Genomic DNA, 14988 nt, shown 5'->3' on the forward strand with positions numbered 1-14988 from the left:
TAGAAAAGCGCGGGGGGAGAGGTAGAGGTGAAGCGAGTTTTGAAAAAAGAAGGCCTAGAATGGATGAGAACAATCTTTATAGGTGTGCTATTAGCTGTTTTTTTTCGAACGTTTTTCTTCTCAACGTACGTTGTAGAAGGGAAGTCAATGATGCCGACGCTTCAAGATGGGAATATGCTTGTTGTGAATAAAGTAAGCTATCAAGTTGGGGATTTGAATCGATTTGATGTTGTTGTGTTTCATGCGAATAAAAAAGAAGACTATGTAAAGCGAATTATCGGTTTACCAGGCGATCATATTGAATATAAGCATGATAAATTGTATATAAACGGTGATTTTGTTGATGAGCCATATTTGGAAACATATAAGAGGCAAGTGGAAGGCAGACAGCTGACAGGTGATTTTAAATTAGAGGAATTAACGAGAGAAAAGGTTGTTCCAAAGGGACATATTTTTGTGGTTGGCGACAATCGCCTCGGGAGCTGGGATAGCAGGCATTTTGGCTTTGTGAAAGTAGATACTGTTGTCGGAAAAGTGGATTTACGCTATTGGCCGATTCATGAAGTGCAAACGAATTTTTCAAAGGGCTAATAATAAATGAAATTTTATCGGAGTAATTTTAAATATATCGATGATTCGAAAAAGGATATCGATCAATCAACGCATTACGACAAAAACAGGAGCCAGCTAACTCCTGTTTTTTTTGTGTTATAATACAAGAATAATATCAAACTAACGTTCGTTATGTAAGAGAAAGGTGGGGATTGTATGTCGCTTCGGTTTGTGATTGGACGAGCTGGAAGTGGAAAAAGTACATTTTGTTTACAAGAAGTACAAGAAGAGTTAAGGAAGCGTCCAAGAGGCGAAACAATTTTATATCTTGTACCAGAACAAATGACGTTCCAAACGCAGCAAGCGTTAATAGGAAATGAAGAAGTGAGCGGATCAATCAGGGCACAAGTGTTTAGTTTTTCAAGGTTAGCATGGAAGGTGTTGCAAGAAGTTGGCGGGGCGAGTCGTCTTCATATCGATGAGGCGGGCGTGCATATGTTACTGCGCAAAATTGTCGAATCACGTAAAGAAGGATTGTATGTGTTTCAAAAAGCAGCAGAACAAAATGGCTTTTTTGAACATTTAGGAAGCATGATTGCGGAGTTTAAACGTTATAATGTAACGCCCTCGAATGTATATGAGATGTGGCAACAATTAGATGCTCACTCAAGTGGCGATGAGCAAAAATTATTAGCAAATAAAATATATGATCTTCAGCTTCTATACGATGATTTTGAACGAGCTTTAATTGGTAAGTATTTAGATTCAGAAGATTATTTACAGTTGCTTGTAGAAAAACTTCCGCATTCTGATTATGTAAAGGGTGCAGAAATTTATATAGATGGATTCCATTCCTTTTCACCGCAGGAATTAGAAATTATAAGACAACTTATGATGTGCGGTGCAAGAATCACAATTACGTTAACACTGGATGAAAAAACGTTATCGCAGCCAGTAAGTGAATTAGATTTGTTTTATCAAACTACTCTTACGTATGAAAAGGTAAAACAACTGGCACGTGAGGAGAAAATCACGGTTGAAAGTACGATTCCACTTAGGGAACAGCCGCGTTTTCATGCGCCAGCACTAGCGCATTTAGAAGCTGAATTTGAATCTCGTCCTTCTCAGAAGTTTGAGGGCGATCCAAGTATTACATTGTATACAGCGGCAAACTTGCGAGCAGAAGTGGAAGGTGTAGCTAGGGAGATTCGGAGACTTGTTGCGGAGGAGAAGTATCGCTACAGAGATATTACGGTTCTGCTTCGTAACGGGGAGAGCTATTATGATGTTATGAAAACGCTATTTGCAGATTACGACATTCCGCATTTTATCGATGAGAAGCGAGCAATGTCACATCATCCTCTCGTTGAATGCATCCGTTCCGCACTAGAAATTATTAGTGGGAATTGGCGTTATGATGCGGTGTTTCGCTGTATAAAAACGGAACTATTATATCCGTTAGATGTAAGAAAAGAAGCAATGCGCGAAGACATGGATGAGTTTGAAAATTACTGTTTAGCATACGGCGTACAAGGAAAGAGATGGACGATAGATGAGCCGTGGACATATCGTCGTTATCGTTCGCTAGACGGAGCATTTGGAATGCAAACAGATAGCGAACGTGAAATGGAAGAGAAAATAAACCGCCTTCGAGGGGTGGTAAGGACACCCATTATTCGCTTACAAAAACGCTTAAAACGTGCAAGTTCAGTTATGCAAATGTGTGAGGCAGTGTATTTGTTTTTAGAAGAATTAGATGTTCCTAAAAAGCTAGAAGATTTGCGGCTGCGCGCTGAGGCAGAAGGGAATTTCCTATTTGCAAGTGACCATGATCAAGTTTGGGAAGAGGTTATAAACCTTCTTGATACATTTGTAGAAATGCTTGGTGAAGAAAAGATGTCGCTTTCGATGTTTACCGATGTTTTAACGACAGGACTTGAAGCACTTCAATTTGCAAATATCCCGCCTTCTTTAGATCAAGTACTTATTGCAAATATTGACCGATCAAGGTTATCCAATGTACGCGTGGCTTTTGTCATTGGTGCGAATGAAGGGATTATTCCAGCAGCTCCGTCAGATGAAGGCATGTTATCAGATGAAGAAAGAGAATTTCTCGCTGTATCTGGCGTAGAATTAGCGCCAACAACAAGGCAGACTTTATTAGAAGAGCAATTTGTTATTTATCAAACAGTAACTCGTGCATCCGAGAAGTTATATATTTCTTGTCCACTTGCAGATGAAGAGGGCAAGACGCTACTTTCATCTAGCTTTATTAAGAAAGTGAAAAGAATGTTTCCTTCTATTCAAGAAGTGTTTGTAACGAACGATGTGAACGATTTGTCTCGTCAGGCGCAAATTTCGTATGTAGCAACCCCGGAAGTTACTTTATCTTATGTGACGCAGCAATTACAAAACTGGAAACGATACGGTTTTGAAGGAAACCTCGATTTTTGGTGGGATGTATATAATTTCTATGTTACATCGGCAGATTGGAAGCAAAAAAGTAGCCGCGTTTTATCGAGTTTATTTTATCGAAACCGCGCAGAGAGGCTTAGCCCAGTTGTAAGTAGAGATCTGTACGGAGATAAAATTAAAGGAAGCGTCTCTCGTATGGAATTATTTAATCGTTGCTCGTATGCTCATTTTGCGCAGCACGGATTGTCGCTAAGAGAACGTGACATTTTCAAATTAGATGCACCAGATATTGGAGAATTATTCCATGCAGCATTAAAGAAAATTGCAGACAAGTTACTGAAGGAAAATCGAACATGGGCTGATTTATCGGTAAAAGAGTGTGAACATCTGTCTGCTGTAGTAATTGAAGAAATCGCACCGCTATTGCAGAGACAAATTTTATTAAGTTCAAATCGAAATCAGTATTTAAAACAAAAGTTGCAACAAATCATTTTCCGTACATCGCTTATTCTTCGTGAGCATGCGAAGTCAAGTGGATTTGTACCGGTTGATTTAGAGGTTCCGTTTGGTATGGGAGGAACAGGTTCACTTCCGCCGATGGAGTTTACACTTTCAAACGGTGTGAAAATGGAAGTTGTTGGCCGCATTGACCGCGTAGATAAAGCGGAAGATGAAAACGGTACGTTCCTTCGCATTATTGATTATAAATCGAGTACGAAATCATTAGATTTAACGGAAGTATACTATGGTTTAGCGCTTCAAATGTTAACGTATTTAGATGTTGTGATTTCAAATGCAAATACGTGGATGAAAAAAGGCCAGTCGGCATCACCTGCTGGTGTGTTATATTTCCACATTCATAATCCGCTTGTAGAAATGAAAGGCGACGCTTCCGAAGAAGAAATTGAAAAAGAAATTTTAAAGAAATTTAAAATGAAAGGCCTTGTGCTAGGAGATACGGATGTTGTTCGTTTAATGGACAATAAGTTAAGTACGGGAAGTTCAGACATTATTTCAGCCGGTCTGAAAAAAGATGGTAGCTTTAGTGCACGTTCTAGCATTGCGAGTGAACAAGAATTTACAGTCCTTAAGCAATATGTGCATCATACATTTGAAACAATAGGAAAAGACATTACAGAAGGTGTTATTGACATCGCACCGTATAAAATGGGGAACAAAGCAGCTTGTACGTTCTGTAATTTCCGCTCTGTTTGTCAGTTTGATGAATCGCTGGAAGATAACCAGTTCCGCACGTTAAAAGATATGAAAGATAGTGAAGCGATGGAGAAAATGAGAGAGGAGGTTGGCGAATGATAGAGAAGTGGCCAAAGAAGCCTGAAGGTAGTCAATGGACAGATGATCAATGGAAGGCTGTTGTCAGAGATGGCCGTGATATTTTAGTTGCTGCAGCAGCAGGATCGGGAAAGACAGCAGTACTTGTAGAAAGAATTATTCGTAAAATTATTAATGCCGAGAATCCAGTAGATGTAGATCGCTTGCTTGTCGTAACGTTTACAAATGCAGCAGCACAGGAGATGAAGAATAGAATTGGTGAAGCGCTAGAAAAAGTATTAATCGACGATCCGGGGGCAGGGCATATTCGAAAACAGCTCAGTTTATTAAATAAAGCATCTATTTCAACTATTCACTCCTTCTGTTTACAAGTGATTCGAACGTATTATTATATGCTCGATGTTGATCCGCGTTTTCGTATTGCGAATCAAACGGAAAATGAGTTATTAAAAGAAGAAGTATTAGAAGACATATTAGAAGAGGAATACGGCATCGAAGGAAATGAGATTTTCTTTGAACTTGTGGACAGGTATACGAGCGACCGAAGTGATGATGATTTGCAACGTATGATTTTAGCGCTTCATACAGAATCAAGAGCGCATCCAGATCCAGAAAAATGGCTGGACAAATTGGTCGAAGCATATGACGTGGAAGGAAAATCAGTTGAAGATTTAACCTATGCGTCGTACTTATTAGAAGATGTAAAGTTTCAGTTAGAAACTGCGAAAAAGCATGTTCAAAAAGGAGTAGAACTAGCAATGCTTCCGGATGGACCGGCGCCGCGTGTGGAGACACTACAAGCAGACCTTGCACTACTTGAGGCGTTATCGGAAGCGGCGTACGAGTCATGGACAAGCGTATATGAAGCGATGCAAAGCGTATCTTGGCAAACATTAAAGCGCATTAAGAAGAGTGACTACAATGAAGAGATTGTCAAACAAGTAGATTCACTTCGAAATAAAGCAAAAGATGAAGTGAAGAAGCTGCAAGAAGAGTTATTTAGTCGCAGTCCGGAAAGTTTTTTACGTGATTTCAAGGAAATGTATCCTGTACTAGAAAAGCTTGTTCAAATTGTAAAAGTATTTACTGAGCGTTTTCAAACGATGAAGCGTGATAAGGCAATGGTTGATTTCACAGATTTAGAGCATTTTTGCTTACAAATTTTAAGTGAACGTGCAGAAGATGGTGAGCTTCGCCCATCGCCAGTTGCGCTTCAATATCGTAATAAATTTGCAGAAGTACTTGTCGATGAATATCAAGATACGAACTTTGTGCAGGAATCGATTATTAAGTTTGTAACGAAAGACTCTGAGCAAGAGGGAAATTTATTTATGGTCGGCGATGTAAAGCAATCTATATATCGATTCCGACTAGCAGAGCCTGGCTTGTTTCTTGGAAAGTACAAACGTTTTACGCCTGAAGGAAAGGGCGGCGGGATGAAGATTGATTTAGCGAAAAACTTCCGGAGTCGTCATGAAGTGCTAGCAGGTACGAACTTTATCTTTAAACAAATTATGAGTGAAACTGTCGGAGAAATCGATTATGATGCTGATGCAGAATTAAAATTAGGTGCTAGCTATCCAGTAGGAGAAGATGTGACAGCAGAACTGTTATGTATTCATCAATCTGAGGGAGAAGAGTCGGTAGAGGGAGAAGATGGCGTAGAAGTAGAAAAGGCACAGCTTGAAGCACGTTTAATAGCGCAGCGCATTAAAGCGATGGTTGATTCTGGTTATGAAGTATATGACCGGAAAACAGATAGTATGCGCCCTGTGAAATATCGTGATTTTGTTATTTTACTTCGTTCGATGCCGTGGGCTCCTCAAATTATGGAAGAGTTAAAGCTGCAAGGTATTCCTGTTTACGCTGAGCTTGCGACGGGCTACTTTGAAGCGACAGAAGTGACCGTTATGATGAATGTGTTTCGGGTAATCGATAATCCGATGCAAGATATTCCGCTTGCTGCTGTACTTCGTTCCCCGATTGTTGGGTTACATGATGAGGAACTTGCCATGCTGCGGGCGCACGAAAAGAAAGGTTCGTTTTATGAAGTGATGCGTTCCGTATTACAAGGGGCGCCGCTTGAGAAAGAAGCGGAATTACACGAGAAATTACAATGGTTTTATAATCTCCTGCAAGGGTGGCGTGAATTTGCGCGCCAACAATCTCTTTCTGATTTAATCTGGAAAGTATATCGCGAGACAGGATATTACGATTTTGTTGGTGGTCTCCCGGCCGGAAAACAGCGACAAGCTAACTTACGCGTATTATACGACCGCGCAAGGCAATATGAGGCAACATCTTTCCGCGGATTATTCCGTTTCCTTCGTTTTGTTGAGCGTATTTTAGAGCGCGGGGACGATATGGGAACAGCGAGAGCGCTTGGTGAGCAAGAAGATGTTGTGCGAATTATGACGATTCATAAAAGTAAAGGGCTAGAGTTCCCAGTTGTATTTGTAGCGGGACTTGGGCGCCGTTTTAATACACAAGATTTAATGAAACGATTTTTGCTACACAAAGATTTCGGATTTGGATCACAGTTTATCGATCCTCGCAAGCGAATTAAATATACAACGCTATCGCAATTAGCCATTAAACGTAAGATGAAGATGGAACTTATTGCGGAAGAGATGCGGGTATTATATGTTGCTTTAACGCGTGCGAAAGAGAAGTTAATTTTAATTGGTACAGTGAAAGATAAAGAAAAAGAAATGGAAAAATGGCTTGATGCTAGGGAACATACAGAGTGGCTATTACCGGATTATGTCAGGGCTAGTGCGTCTTGTTATTTAGATTGGATTGCGCCGTCACTATATAGACATCGTGATAGTGAGATGCTTCTTGAACTTGGACAAGGAACGATACCAAATGATATTTATGAATATGATGCGAGCTGGAACGTAGAACTCGTTGATGGTAGCACCTTACTTGCGCCGGAACCAGTGCAAGAAGAAAAGCAAGAATTGTTAGAAGCACTTCGTGAGAAGAAAACTGTTCCACTAGAAAGTGAACGAAAAGATGAAGTGTATGCACGTTTAACATGGAAATATGCGAATGAAGGTGCAACGATGCATAGGGCAAAGCAGTCTGTTACGGAGATAAAGCGAAATTATCAATCGGAAGATGGAAGTGATCATGCTTTTATTAAAAAACTCCGTGCTCCTATAAAAACGCGTCCTCGTTTTATGGAGAAAAAGGGATTAACGTATGCGGAACGAGGGACAGCTGTACATGCTGTGATGCAGCACGTAGACCTGAAGAAACCAATTACAGTAGAAGTGATTCAAGAACAAATTGCGGAAATGGTAAATAAAGAGTTACTAACATTTGAACAAGCAGAAGAAGTTACGATTGTTCGCATAGTTGAATTTTTTGAAACGGATCTTGGTAAGCGGGTATTAGCTGCTAAAAGTGTAGAACGTGAAGTGCCGTTTACGATGATGCTTTCAGCGAAAGAAGCGTATCAAGGTTGGCAAGGAAGCGACGAGGAATCTGTACTTGTCCAAGGTGTTATTGACTGCCTCATAGAAGAGGAAGACGGAGTTGTATTAATTGATTTTAAAACCGATACAATTGAAGGCCGTTTTCCCGGCGGGTACGATCAAGCAAAACCTATTTTAGAAGATCGTTATAAAGTGCAGCTTTCATTATATGGGAAAGCTTTAGAGAAAAGTTTACATCAGCCGGTAAAAGAGAAATATTTATACTTCTTTGATGGGAATCACATAGTAAATGTTGATTAAAAAGTGAGTAGAATATATATCAAAGTATGAAGTGAAACTTTAATCAGCCCTCATCAATCGGGCTTTTGCTGTCCGCAAATAGCGGGATAGATGGTGAAAAAAGGAAGGATGAAACTTTAGAAAGGAGCTATGTAAAATGGTAGCATCCAAAAAAAGTTTAAGAACTTGCGACAGTGGACACCAATACTATAAAATTAGCGACTGCCCTTCTTGTCCAATCTGTGAGAAGGAACGAAAGCCAGAAAGTGGATTTCTTTCACATCTCTCAGCACCAGCGAGAAGAGCTTTGGAACATAATGAAATAACCTCTTTGCAGCAGCTCTCAAAATATAGTGAGAAAGAGATTTTACAACTGCACGGTATCGGACCAGCATCTTTACCTAAACTTAGAACTGCTTTGAAGGAACGTGGGTTATCATTCAAAGATTAAACAATAAGAATGATTACAATTATTGAAATGAGAACAAGGAAATGAAAAGAACGAAAAAAGTAGGAGAACCTCTCCTACTTTTTTTATGCTGTTCCAAATTGATTTTGATCAGCAAGATCGGAATCAAATGTATTCGTTGCACTAACACCGCTAAAGGTATTTACAACAAATCCAACATTTGATGCACCTGAACCATTATAAGCTTTTGTATTTTCTTTTGGTGATACGTTATAGAAATCTCCTAAGTTAAAAGAACCATTACTATTTTGCACAACGAGGTTTCCCACAACGGAGGGCATGATATTCACCTACTTTATCAGTCTTCTTTACGATTACTATATGATTGAGCATTGAAATGGTTCATCTGTTATATATTGTCGCATTTGGTGTATGCGCGAATTACTAAATCCGTAATCAACTGAACCAATTTGAAAGCAGGCTGAATTTAACAAAGAACGAACTGTTACATCGTTTACTTCAATAAACGGACATTCATTTATAATATTCATTTTCACATCTGTTGACCGAGTGGGAATGGTAATTTCATCATCTGTAAAAATTCCAAAAGCATCTAATCTTCCTTCGTTCTCGAAATAGCAGGGAAATTCACGGTGTACGATAAGGGCTCGGCTTTTTAATTCCATCTGATTGGCATCACCAATTTGGAAAACACCAGCGACCCCCATAGAAACAATATTCGTACGATGAACAACTGAGATGTGCCGGAACATAAAACTTCCTCCTTAACCTGGAGTAGTAGGGGCATCTGTTACGAGAGGTACGAATGGTCCTTCCGTGACGGATTCAAACGGCGTATCAAGAATAGAAGAAAGAATGAGGAGATTTGCATCACCGATTAAAAAAAGAGCAGATGAAGATACCCCGTTCATTTTGATTTGTCCAACCTTTATCTCACGGTTAATAACGTTAAAATTCATATAAGCTCACTCCTTTCGGAAGTTGTTTGGCATGTGCTGAATAAAGGAAAGGAATGCTTTGTCGATATCTTGCTTCATCGCTTGAATAATGACGTCCTTCATATAATCGGGATTTGAGGTAATGTCTTCATATGGCTGTACTTGTGATAAATAATAAGGAAGACGATGCTCCATTTGTTTCTTTATATCATCAATCATCATTTGACGATACATATTATCAAGAGGTGTTCGTTCTTCTTGTTCAAAATGAAGAATTCTATTATATGCTTCTTCGTCTAAATAGCGATGCATCTCTTGAATAATATCTTGATAAAAATCAGGAGTTGTTTCTGTTTCAGGATTTACTTTTAAAGTTTCTGTATCCACCTCAAAATCTTCAATTTGTTGCCCTTTGCTTGCGAATGGATTTAAGCCGATATTTAATGTGCCATTTAAATTTTCTACTTTTAATTGATCGAATTTATATTCTACTTTGCCTATAGAAGAGGGGGAGCGATTTTTTAGTTCATTAAGCTCTTCTGTTATTATCCGTACTTGCTCTTCTAATGCGCGGATTGTTTCTTGCTGTTTTTGAAGAACTTGTTGAAACTGGTATAGGTAAGTATATATATCTTGATTCACTGTGTGAAGCCTCCTTTTTGAACCGGGAGGTGTGTTTATGGGGAATCCATTTTGTAAGGTTTCTATGAAAAACAAAAGGATTTGCCCCGCTAATATGCATGGGTGGATGCGCTCTCTCCCACCTAAAAGACTGGTTTTGTATCAGTTTTTTAATTTTTATTTATATTTATGACACAATTAACTTAAGAAGAACCTGCTGCCGGTTTAATAGAAATAATTTGTCCTTTTGATTTCAATGGGCGAAGTGGCTCTGTAAACCCACCAGTATTAGAAAATTTAGATAAAGATTTAATGCTACCGGCACTACCAATTTGAAAAACAGATGAAGTTGTAATGCTATCTATTCTTATCTTGTTAATGATAATACTTTGCTGTATATAGAAGTTCATTTTCATGCTCCTCCTTTACGCTGAGCCAATTATCACTTGATCCATTTCGTCAGTATCATTGACTGTTGTTGTATTTTGATAATTGTACACGGAGACATTTTCTCCTACATTAAAAGAACCAGCTCCTGCAAAAGTACGAGAGTAACTAATTGGTCTGATTGCAAATACATCCCCAATATGAAAAATCCCACTTGATCCAATATTTACGATATGAATATGTCCAACCATCGCTGGCATAGAAAACACCTTTCATAAATAAAATTTTTTATGACTGCTATAGGAATTACAAATAACCTTTTCTATTATTGTATGGGCGTTTTCATTAAAATGTGACTTTTTTCAATGAAAAGACCCCACTTTATCATTTAAAGTGAGAAATCCCCCCTCCTCCAAACCTGTGAAGTTAAGGTGAGGGTGAGGGGAGTTCAATGTGTGTGCCTATGTATAGTATGAGTTTGGATAGAATTTGTTTTCATAAGCCAAACGACATTTAAGAGCTTGTCTAGTTCTTGACTACAATTGACTGTTTTTTGAGAGGTTACTCCGTAGCGCTCGGCAAAATACATCATTTTTTCACGTTTTTTTTCAATCGCTTGCTCAAACATAGAATCGGCTCCATCTCCTTATAAAATTTAAGTATATATGTAGTACATATTATACAAAAATTCCATAAAAAAGAAATACCTTCGATAAAAGAAGTAAAAATTCTACATTTTATTTCAAAATAGTGTCAAATGATGCGAAAAATAAAGAATATTGTAAAGAATAAAATGGTTTGGCAGGTTTTTTTTGTAGGAATGCGAATACAATTACAGTGTATGAGTTTTAGGATGGAGAGTGGAAATAATGCGGTTTGTGACAGGAAAGAAGGACGAAAAGGTATTTGTTGGTGTTGTGGATGAATATGAAGAAAAAGTGCTGCATCTTAGAGAAGCACAGCGGCAAAAAGGTGAAAAGATTACAGTCCCGATTACAATGTTAGAGTGTATCGAAAAGGGGAATGATTTTATTGGAAAAGCAAAAGAGCTTGTAAATTGGGCTAAAGAAAACGAAACACCAGCGTATTATCCTCTGCAAGATGTGAAGCTACTAGCACCTATTCCAAGGCCAAGAAAGAATATTCTTTGCGTCGGGAAAAACTACCATGATCATGTGATAGAGATGGGAGGAGAGGAATCTGTTCCAAAGAATATTATAATTTTTACAAAGGCCCCGACAACAGTTATTGGGAATGGAGAGAAAATTCACAGTCATCCGCATGCAACAAGTGAGCTAGATTATGAGGGTGAACTCGCAATCGTAATTGGAAAACGCGGAAAGCAAATTGCGAAAGAGAAGGCCCTTGAATATGTTTTCGGTTATACAATTGTAAATGATGTAACGGCTCGAGATATTCAAAGAAAACATAAACAATTTTTTTTAGGAAAAAGTTTTGATACATTTTGTCCAATGGGGCCGTATTTAGTTCATAAGGGGGCCATTGAAAATCCAAACAAATTAAACATTAAGACAAAAGTGAACGGGGAAGTTCGTCAAATTTCAAATACTGCAAATATGATGTTTCCGGTAGAAGATATTCTTTCTATCGTAAGTAAAGGGATGACGTTAGAGCCTGGAGATATAATTGCAACTGGAACACCAGCGGGAGTTGGGAAGGGGTTTACACCACCTAAATTTTTAAGAGCTGGTGATGATGTAGAAATCACGGTAGAGCATGTTGGGATACTTCAAAACTTGGTCAAATAGTCCGCCACATATGTGGCTCATCCCGATATTATTTGCATGTCATAACGCTGAGGAATATTATTTTTTTTCTGAAATGAAATATTTTGCGCCGATTCAGATGGAAAAAAATATCGGATACAAACAATATTTTTTCATTGCGCTATGTGTATTGACAACGATTGTTTTTCTATTTGTATGTGTTCATTCTATATTAAAAAAGAAAGTCACGCTTTATATATTACTCATTACACAAGCGATGATTTTTATGAATGGATGGTTCCATATCGGCGGTGCTATTTTTGCAGAAAGATACGTTCCAGGATTGATAACAGCGATAGTATTGGTTATTCCTTTTTCATTATTTTGGTTTCGGAAAGGGATAGTAAATGATTGGTGGAAGTTGAAACATGTGGTTATTTCCTGCATAGTAGGCGCAGTACTTCTATTTCCGGTTATTGCTGGTATATTACTTTTCTCAAAAATGATTGTTTCATAAAAAACAAGCTGCCGTAAAAGGCAGCTTATTTCAATTAAGATAATACCGCTTTAATTTTTTGGAATGCCCACTCTAAATCTTCTTCAGAAATAACAAGAGGTGGTGCAATGCGGATTACATTTTCATGTGTTTCTTTACATAAAAGGCCAGCTTCTTTTAATTTTTCGCAATATGGACGAGCAGGCTCGTTCAATTCGATTCCGATAAATAAACCTCTGCCGCGGATTTCTGTAATCATTGGATTATCAATTTCTTTTAATTGTCCTACTAATTTTTCTCCTAATTGAAGAGAACGCTCTGTTAATTTCTCATCTAGTAATACATCAAGAGCTGCGATAGAAACAGCACATGCAAGTGGGTTACCACCGAACGTTGAACCGTGAGAACCTGGCTCAAACACGCCCAAAATGTCGCGGTTTGCAGCAACACAAGAAATTGGGAATACGCCGCCGCCAAGTGCTTTACCAAGTATGTACATGTCAGGAATTACGTTATCCCAATCGCATGCAAATAGTTTACCCGTACGACCTAAACCAGTTTGAATTTCATCTGCTACAAATAAAACGTTTTCTTTTTTACATACATCATAAGCGGCTTTTAAGAATCCAGCTGGCGGAATATTAATCCCCGCTTCACCTTGAATTGGTTCTAAAATAAATGCGGCTGTATTTGGTGTAATCGCAGCTTGTAACGCATCTAAATCACCGTAAGGAATCACGATAATACCAGGAAGCATTGGTCCGAAGCCGCGTTTGTATTCTTCATTAGATGACATAGAAACAGCGCCCATTGTACGACCATGGAAGTTATCTTCACAAACGATAATTTCAGCTCTATTTTCTTCTACGTTCTTCACGTCATATGCCCAGCGGCGTGCAGTTTTGATTGCGGTTTCAACAGCTTCCGCGCCTGTATTCATTGGAAGTACCATATCTTTATGTGTTAATTTCGCTACTTTTTCGTACCAAGGACCTAATTGATCGCTATGGAAAGCACGAGAAGTTAACGTAACACGGTTTGCTTGTTCAATTAACGCATTAATAATTTTCGGATGGCGATGTCCTTGGTTTACCGCAGAATATGCACTTAGTAAATCCATATAGCGAGTTCCTTCAGGATCTTCTACCCAAACACCTTCCGCTTTAGAAATAACGATTGGAAGCGGATGATAGTTATTTGCACCGTATGTGTCTGTTAGTTCGATAATATCTTTTGTTTGAATCATGATTGTTCCCCCTTTTGTTATTACAAGAAGTTTGTAAATACTCTAAATATTATATCATTTAAATGTAAAAAAGCGAAACATTTCCTCAAAATAAATGGACATGGTATCATATAAAGTGAAAAAGTGTGAAAAAGAGGAGGTTGGGATATCATGACAACACACATGCATATTACAGCGTGGGCATTAGGGCTTATTTTATTCTTTGTGGCGTATTCAATGTATACGGCAGGAAGAAAAGGAAAAGGCGTACATATGGGGCTTCGTCTTATGTATATCATCATCATTGTAACGGGTTTCTTGTTATACCAAAGCATTATGAAAACAGCAACAGGTAACATGCACATGTGGTATGGCCTGAAAATGTTAGTTGGTGTTTGGGTTATTGCTGCAATGGAAATGGTTCTTGTGAAAACAAGTAAGAAAAAACCAGCAGGGGCGTTTTGGGGGCAATTTATTATTGCACTTGTAGTTGTATTATATATTGGATTACGATTGCCAATGGGATTTGACCTATTTTAATAAAAGAAAAAACCACCTTATTTTTTGTGAAAAAGAGAATAAGGTGGTTTTTCTTTTGTAATTACGTAGCATCTATATGTAATTCCTCACCAGTCGTTTTTATAAACTTAAATATATTTTTATTACAAGTAGAAAAACGAACATAATGATGGTGCAATGAGCAAATCATTTCTTCGTTATCAAATAATAGAAGGTTTACACCTTCACAAGGCCCATCTTTCGGTTGAAAGGATAAGAAATTATGACAATACATACAGTCATATAAAGAATAATTGAAAGACTGCAATGCTTCCGTAAATAATGAAAAAGCAGAGTCAGAAAGTTCTTCTAACCATTCATGATAACTGAGCAGCAATTTTTTTCGAATTCGTATCATCTCACCGTTTTGCAATGGATGATGTTCATTTGCGATTTGCACTATGTTTTGTTCATAGAATCTCGCTGGTAACCAATTGTTGTTATATAAAACTTCAAATCCATCTTCAATAATATCATTAAGTAAAAATGCTTCATCATTTTCATCATCAAAAAATATCCACTCATTGTTTATATATTCCACATTCCCAATTGTATGAGCACGTGGCTGATTATACAAAATATGTTTGCGTTGTTTCATTCGTGATTTCTCCTTTTATTAAAGTA

The 14988-nt window shown here is 38.1% G+C and carries 16 protein-coding genes; 7 read left to right on the forward strand and 9 right to left on the reverse strand.

Annotated features, from left to right (window positions below):
• Positions 1–27: 27 nt before the first annotated feature.
• The 4 genes from lepB (at position 28) to ACX5JI_RS08800 (ending at position 8433) form a co-directional block, all read left to right on the forward strand.
• Positions 28–591 (forward strand): signal peptidase I, encoded by a 564-nt coding sequence (gene lepB / locus ACX5JI_RS08785; RefSeq protein ID WP_459500695.1) that lies wholly within the window; start codon positions 28–30, stop codon positions 589–591.
• A 177-nt stretch (positions 592–768) separates the two neighbouring features.
• Positions 769–4281, forward strand: coding sequence for a helicase-exonuclease AddAB subunit AddB (addB, locus tag ACX5JI_RS08790; protein WP_459500696.1), 3513 nt, complete (start codon positions 769–771; stop codon positions 4279–4281).
• Entirely contained in the window at positions 4278–8003 is a 3726-nt protein-coding gene (addA, locus tag ACX5JI_RS08795; RefSeq protein WP_459500697.1) for a helicase-exonuclease AddAB subunit AddA, read from the forward strand. The genes addB and addA overlap by 4 nt, the downstream gene beginning before the upstream one ends.
• 136 nt (positions 8004–8139) lie before the next feature.
• Positions 8140–8433 carry an RNA polymerase alpha subunit C-terminal domain-containing protein gene (locus tag ACX5JI_RS08800; RefSeq protein WP_459500698.1) on the forward strand — a complete coding sequence of 98 codons (294 nt, stop codon included), beginning with the start codon at positions 8140–8142 and terminating at the stop codon, positions 8431–8433.
• Positions 8434–8516: 83 nt separating this feature from the next.
• Here the strand turns inward: ACX5JI_RS08800 and gerPF are convergent, their stop codons facing one another.
• The 7 genes from gerPF to ACX5JI_RS08835 all read right to left on the reverse strand — a co-directional run bounded on the left by gerPF (position 8517) and on the right by ACX5JI_RS08835 (position 10986).
• Positions 8517–8732, reverse strand: a complete 216-nt coding sequence (gene gerPF, locus ACX5JI_RS08805) for a spore germination protein GerPF (protein ID WP_459500699.1) — start codon at positions 8730–8732, stop codon at positions 8517–8519.
• A gap of 36 nt (positions 8733–8768) precedes the next feature.
• Complete coding sequence (locus ACX5JI_RS08810) at positions 8769–9164, reverse strand: spore germination protein GerPE (protein ID WP_459500700.1); 396 nt, start codon at positions 9162–9164, stop codon at positions 8769–8771.
• A gap of 12 nt (positions 9165–9176) precedes the next feature.
• Positions 9177–9371 (reverse strand): spore germination protein GerPD, encoded by a 195-nt coding sequence (locus ACX5JI_RS08815; protein WP_459500701.1) that lies wholly within the window; start codon positions 9369–9371, stop codon positions 9177–9179.
• 6 nt (positions 9372–9377) lie between these two features.
• Positions 9378–9992 carry a spore germination protein GerPC gene (locus ACX5JI_RS08820; protein WP_459500702.1) on the reverse strand — a complete coding sequence of 205 codons (615 nt, stop codon included), beginning with the start codon at positions 9990–9992 and terminating at the stop codon, positions 9378–9380.
• Positions 9993–10174: 182 nt separating this feature from the next.
• Positions 10175–10381: a spore germination protein GerPB gene (locus ACX5JI_RS08825; RefSeq protein WP_459500703.1), complete on the reverse strand. Its 207-nt coding sequence runs from the start codon at positions 10379–10381 to the stop codon at positions 10175–10177.
• A 15-nt stretch (positions 10382–10396) separates the two neighbouring features.
• Complete coding sequence (locus ACX5JI_RS08830) at positions 10397–10618, reverse strand: spore germination protein (RefSeq protein WP_459500704.1); 222 nt, start codon at positions 10616–10618, stop codon at positions 10397–10399.
• Between the two features lie 188 nt (positions 10619–10806).
• Positions 10807–10986: an aspartyl-phosphate phosphatase Spo0E family protein gene (locus tag ACX5JI_RS08835; protein ID WP_459500705.1), complete on the reverse strand. Its 180-nt coding sequence runs from the start codon at positions 10984–10986 to the stop codon at positions 10807–10809.
• Between the two features lie 241 nt (positions 10987–11227).
• Between ACX5JI_RS08835 and ACX5JI_RS08840 the strand changes: the two genes are divergently transcribed.
• On the forward strand, positions 11228–12127 hold the full coding sequence (locus ACX5JI_RS08840; RefSeq protein WP_459500706.1) for a fumarylacetoacetate hydrolase family protein: 900 nt from the start codon (positions 11228–11230) through the stop codon (positions 12125–12127).
• Positions 12096–12602 carry an HXXEE domain-containing protein gene (locus tag ACX5JI_RS08845; RefSeq protein ID WP_459500707.1) on the forward strand — a complete coding sequence of 169 codons (507 nt, stop codon included), beginning with the start codon at positions 12096–12098 and terminating at the stop codon, positions 12600–12602. The genes ACX5JI_RS08840 and ACX5JI_RS08845 overlap by 32 nt, the downstream gene beginning before the upstream one ends.
• Before the next feature lie 34 nt (positions 12603–12636).
• On the opposite strand, the gene rocD is transcribed toward ACX5JI_RS08845, so the two are convergent.
• The gene (gene rocD / locus ACX5JI_RS08850; protein ID WP_459500708.1) at positions 12637–13827 is read right to left on the reverse strand and encodes an ornithine aminotransferase; all 1191 of its coding nucleotides are present in this window, start codon (positions 13825–13827) and stop codon (positions 12637–12639) included.
• 150 nt (positions 13828–13977) lie between these two features.
• On the opposite strand from rocD, the gene ACX5JI_RS08855 reads away from it, so the two are divergent.
• On the forward strand, positions 13978–14346 hold the full coding sequence (locus ACX5JI_RS08855; RefSeq protein WP_459500709.1) for a YisL family protein: 369 nt from the start codon (positions 13978–13980) through the stop codon (positions 14344–14346).
• A gap of 61 nt (positions 14347–14407) precedes the next feature.
• Here the strand turns inward: ACX5JI_RS08855 and ACX5JI_RS08860 are convergent, their stop codons facing one another.
• A complete protein-coding gene (locus ACX5JI_RS08860) occupies positions 14408–14962 on the reverse strand; it encodes a DUF2777 domain-containing protein (protein WP_459500710.1) in 555 nt (184 codons plus the stop codon).
• Positions 14963–14988 lie beyond the last annotated feature (26 nt).

This window comes from Bacillus sp. C1 (assembly GCF_054570475.1).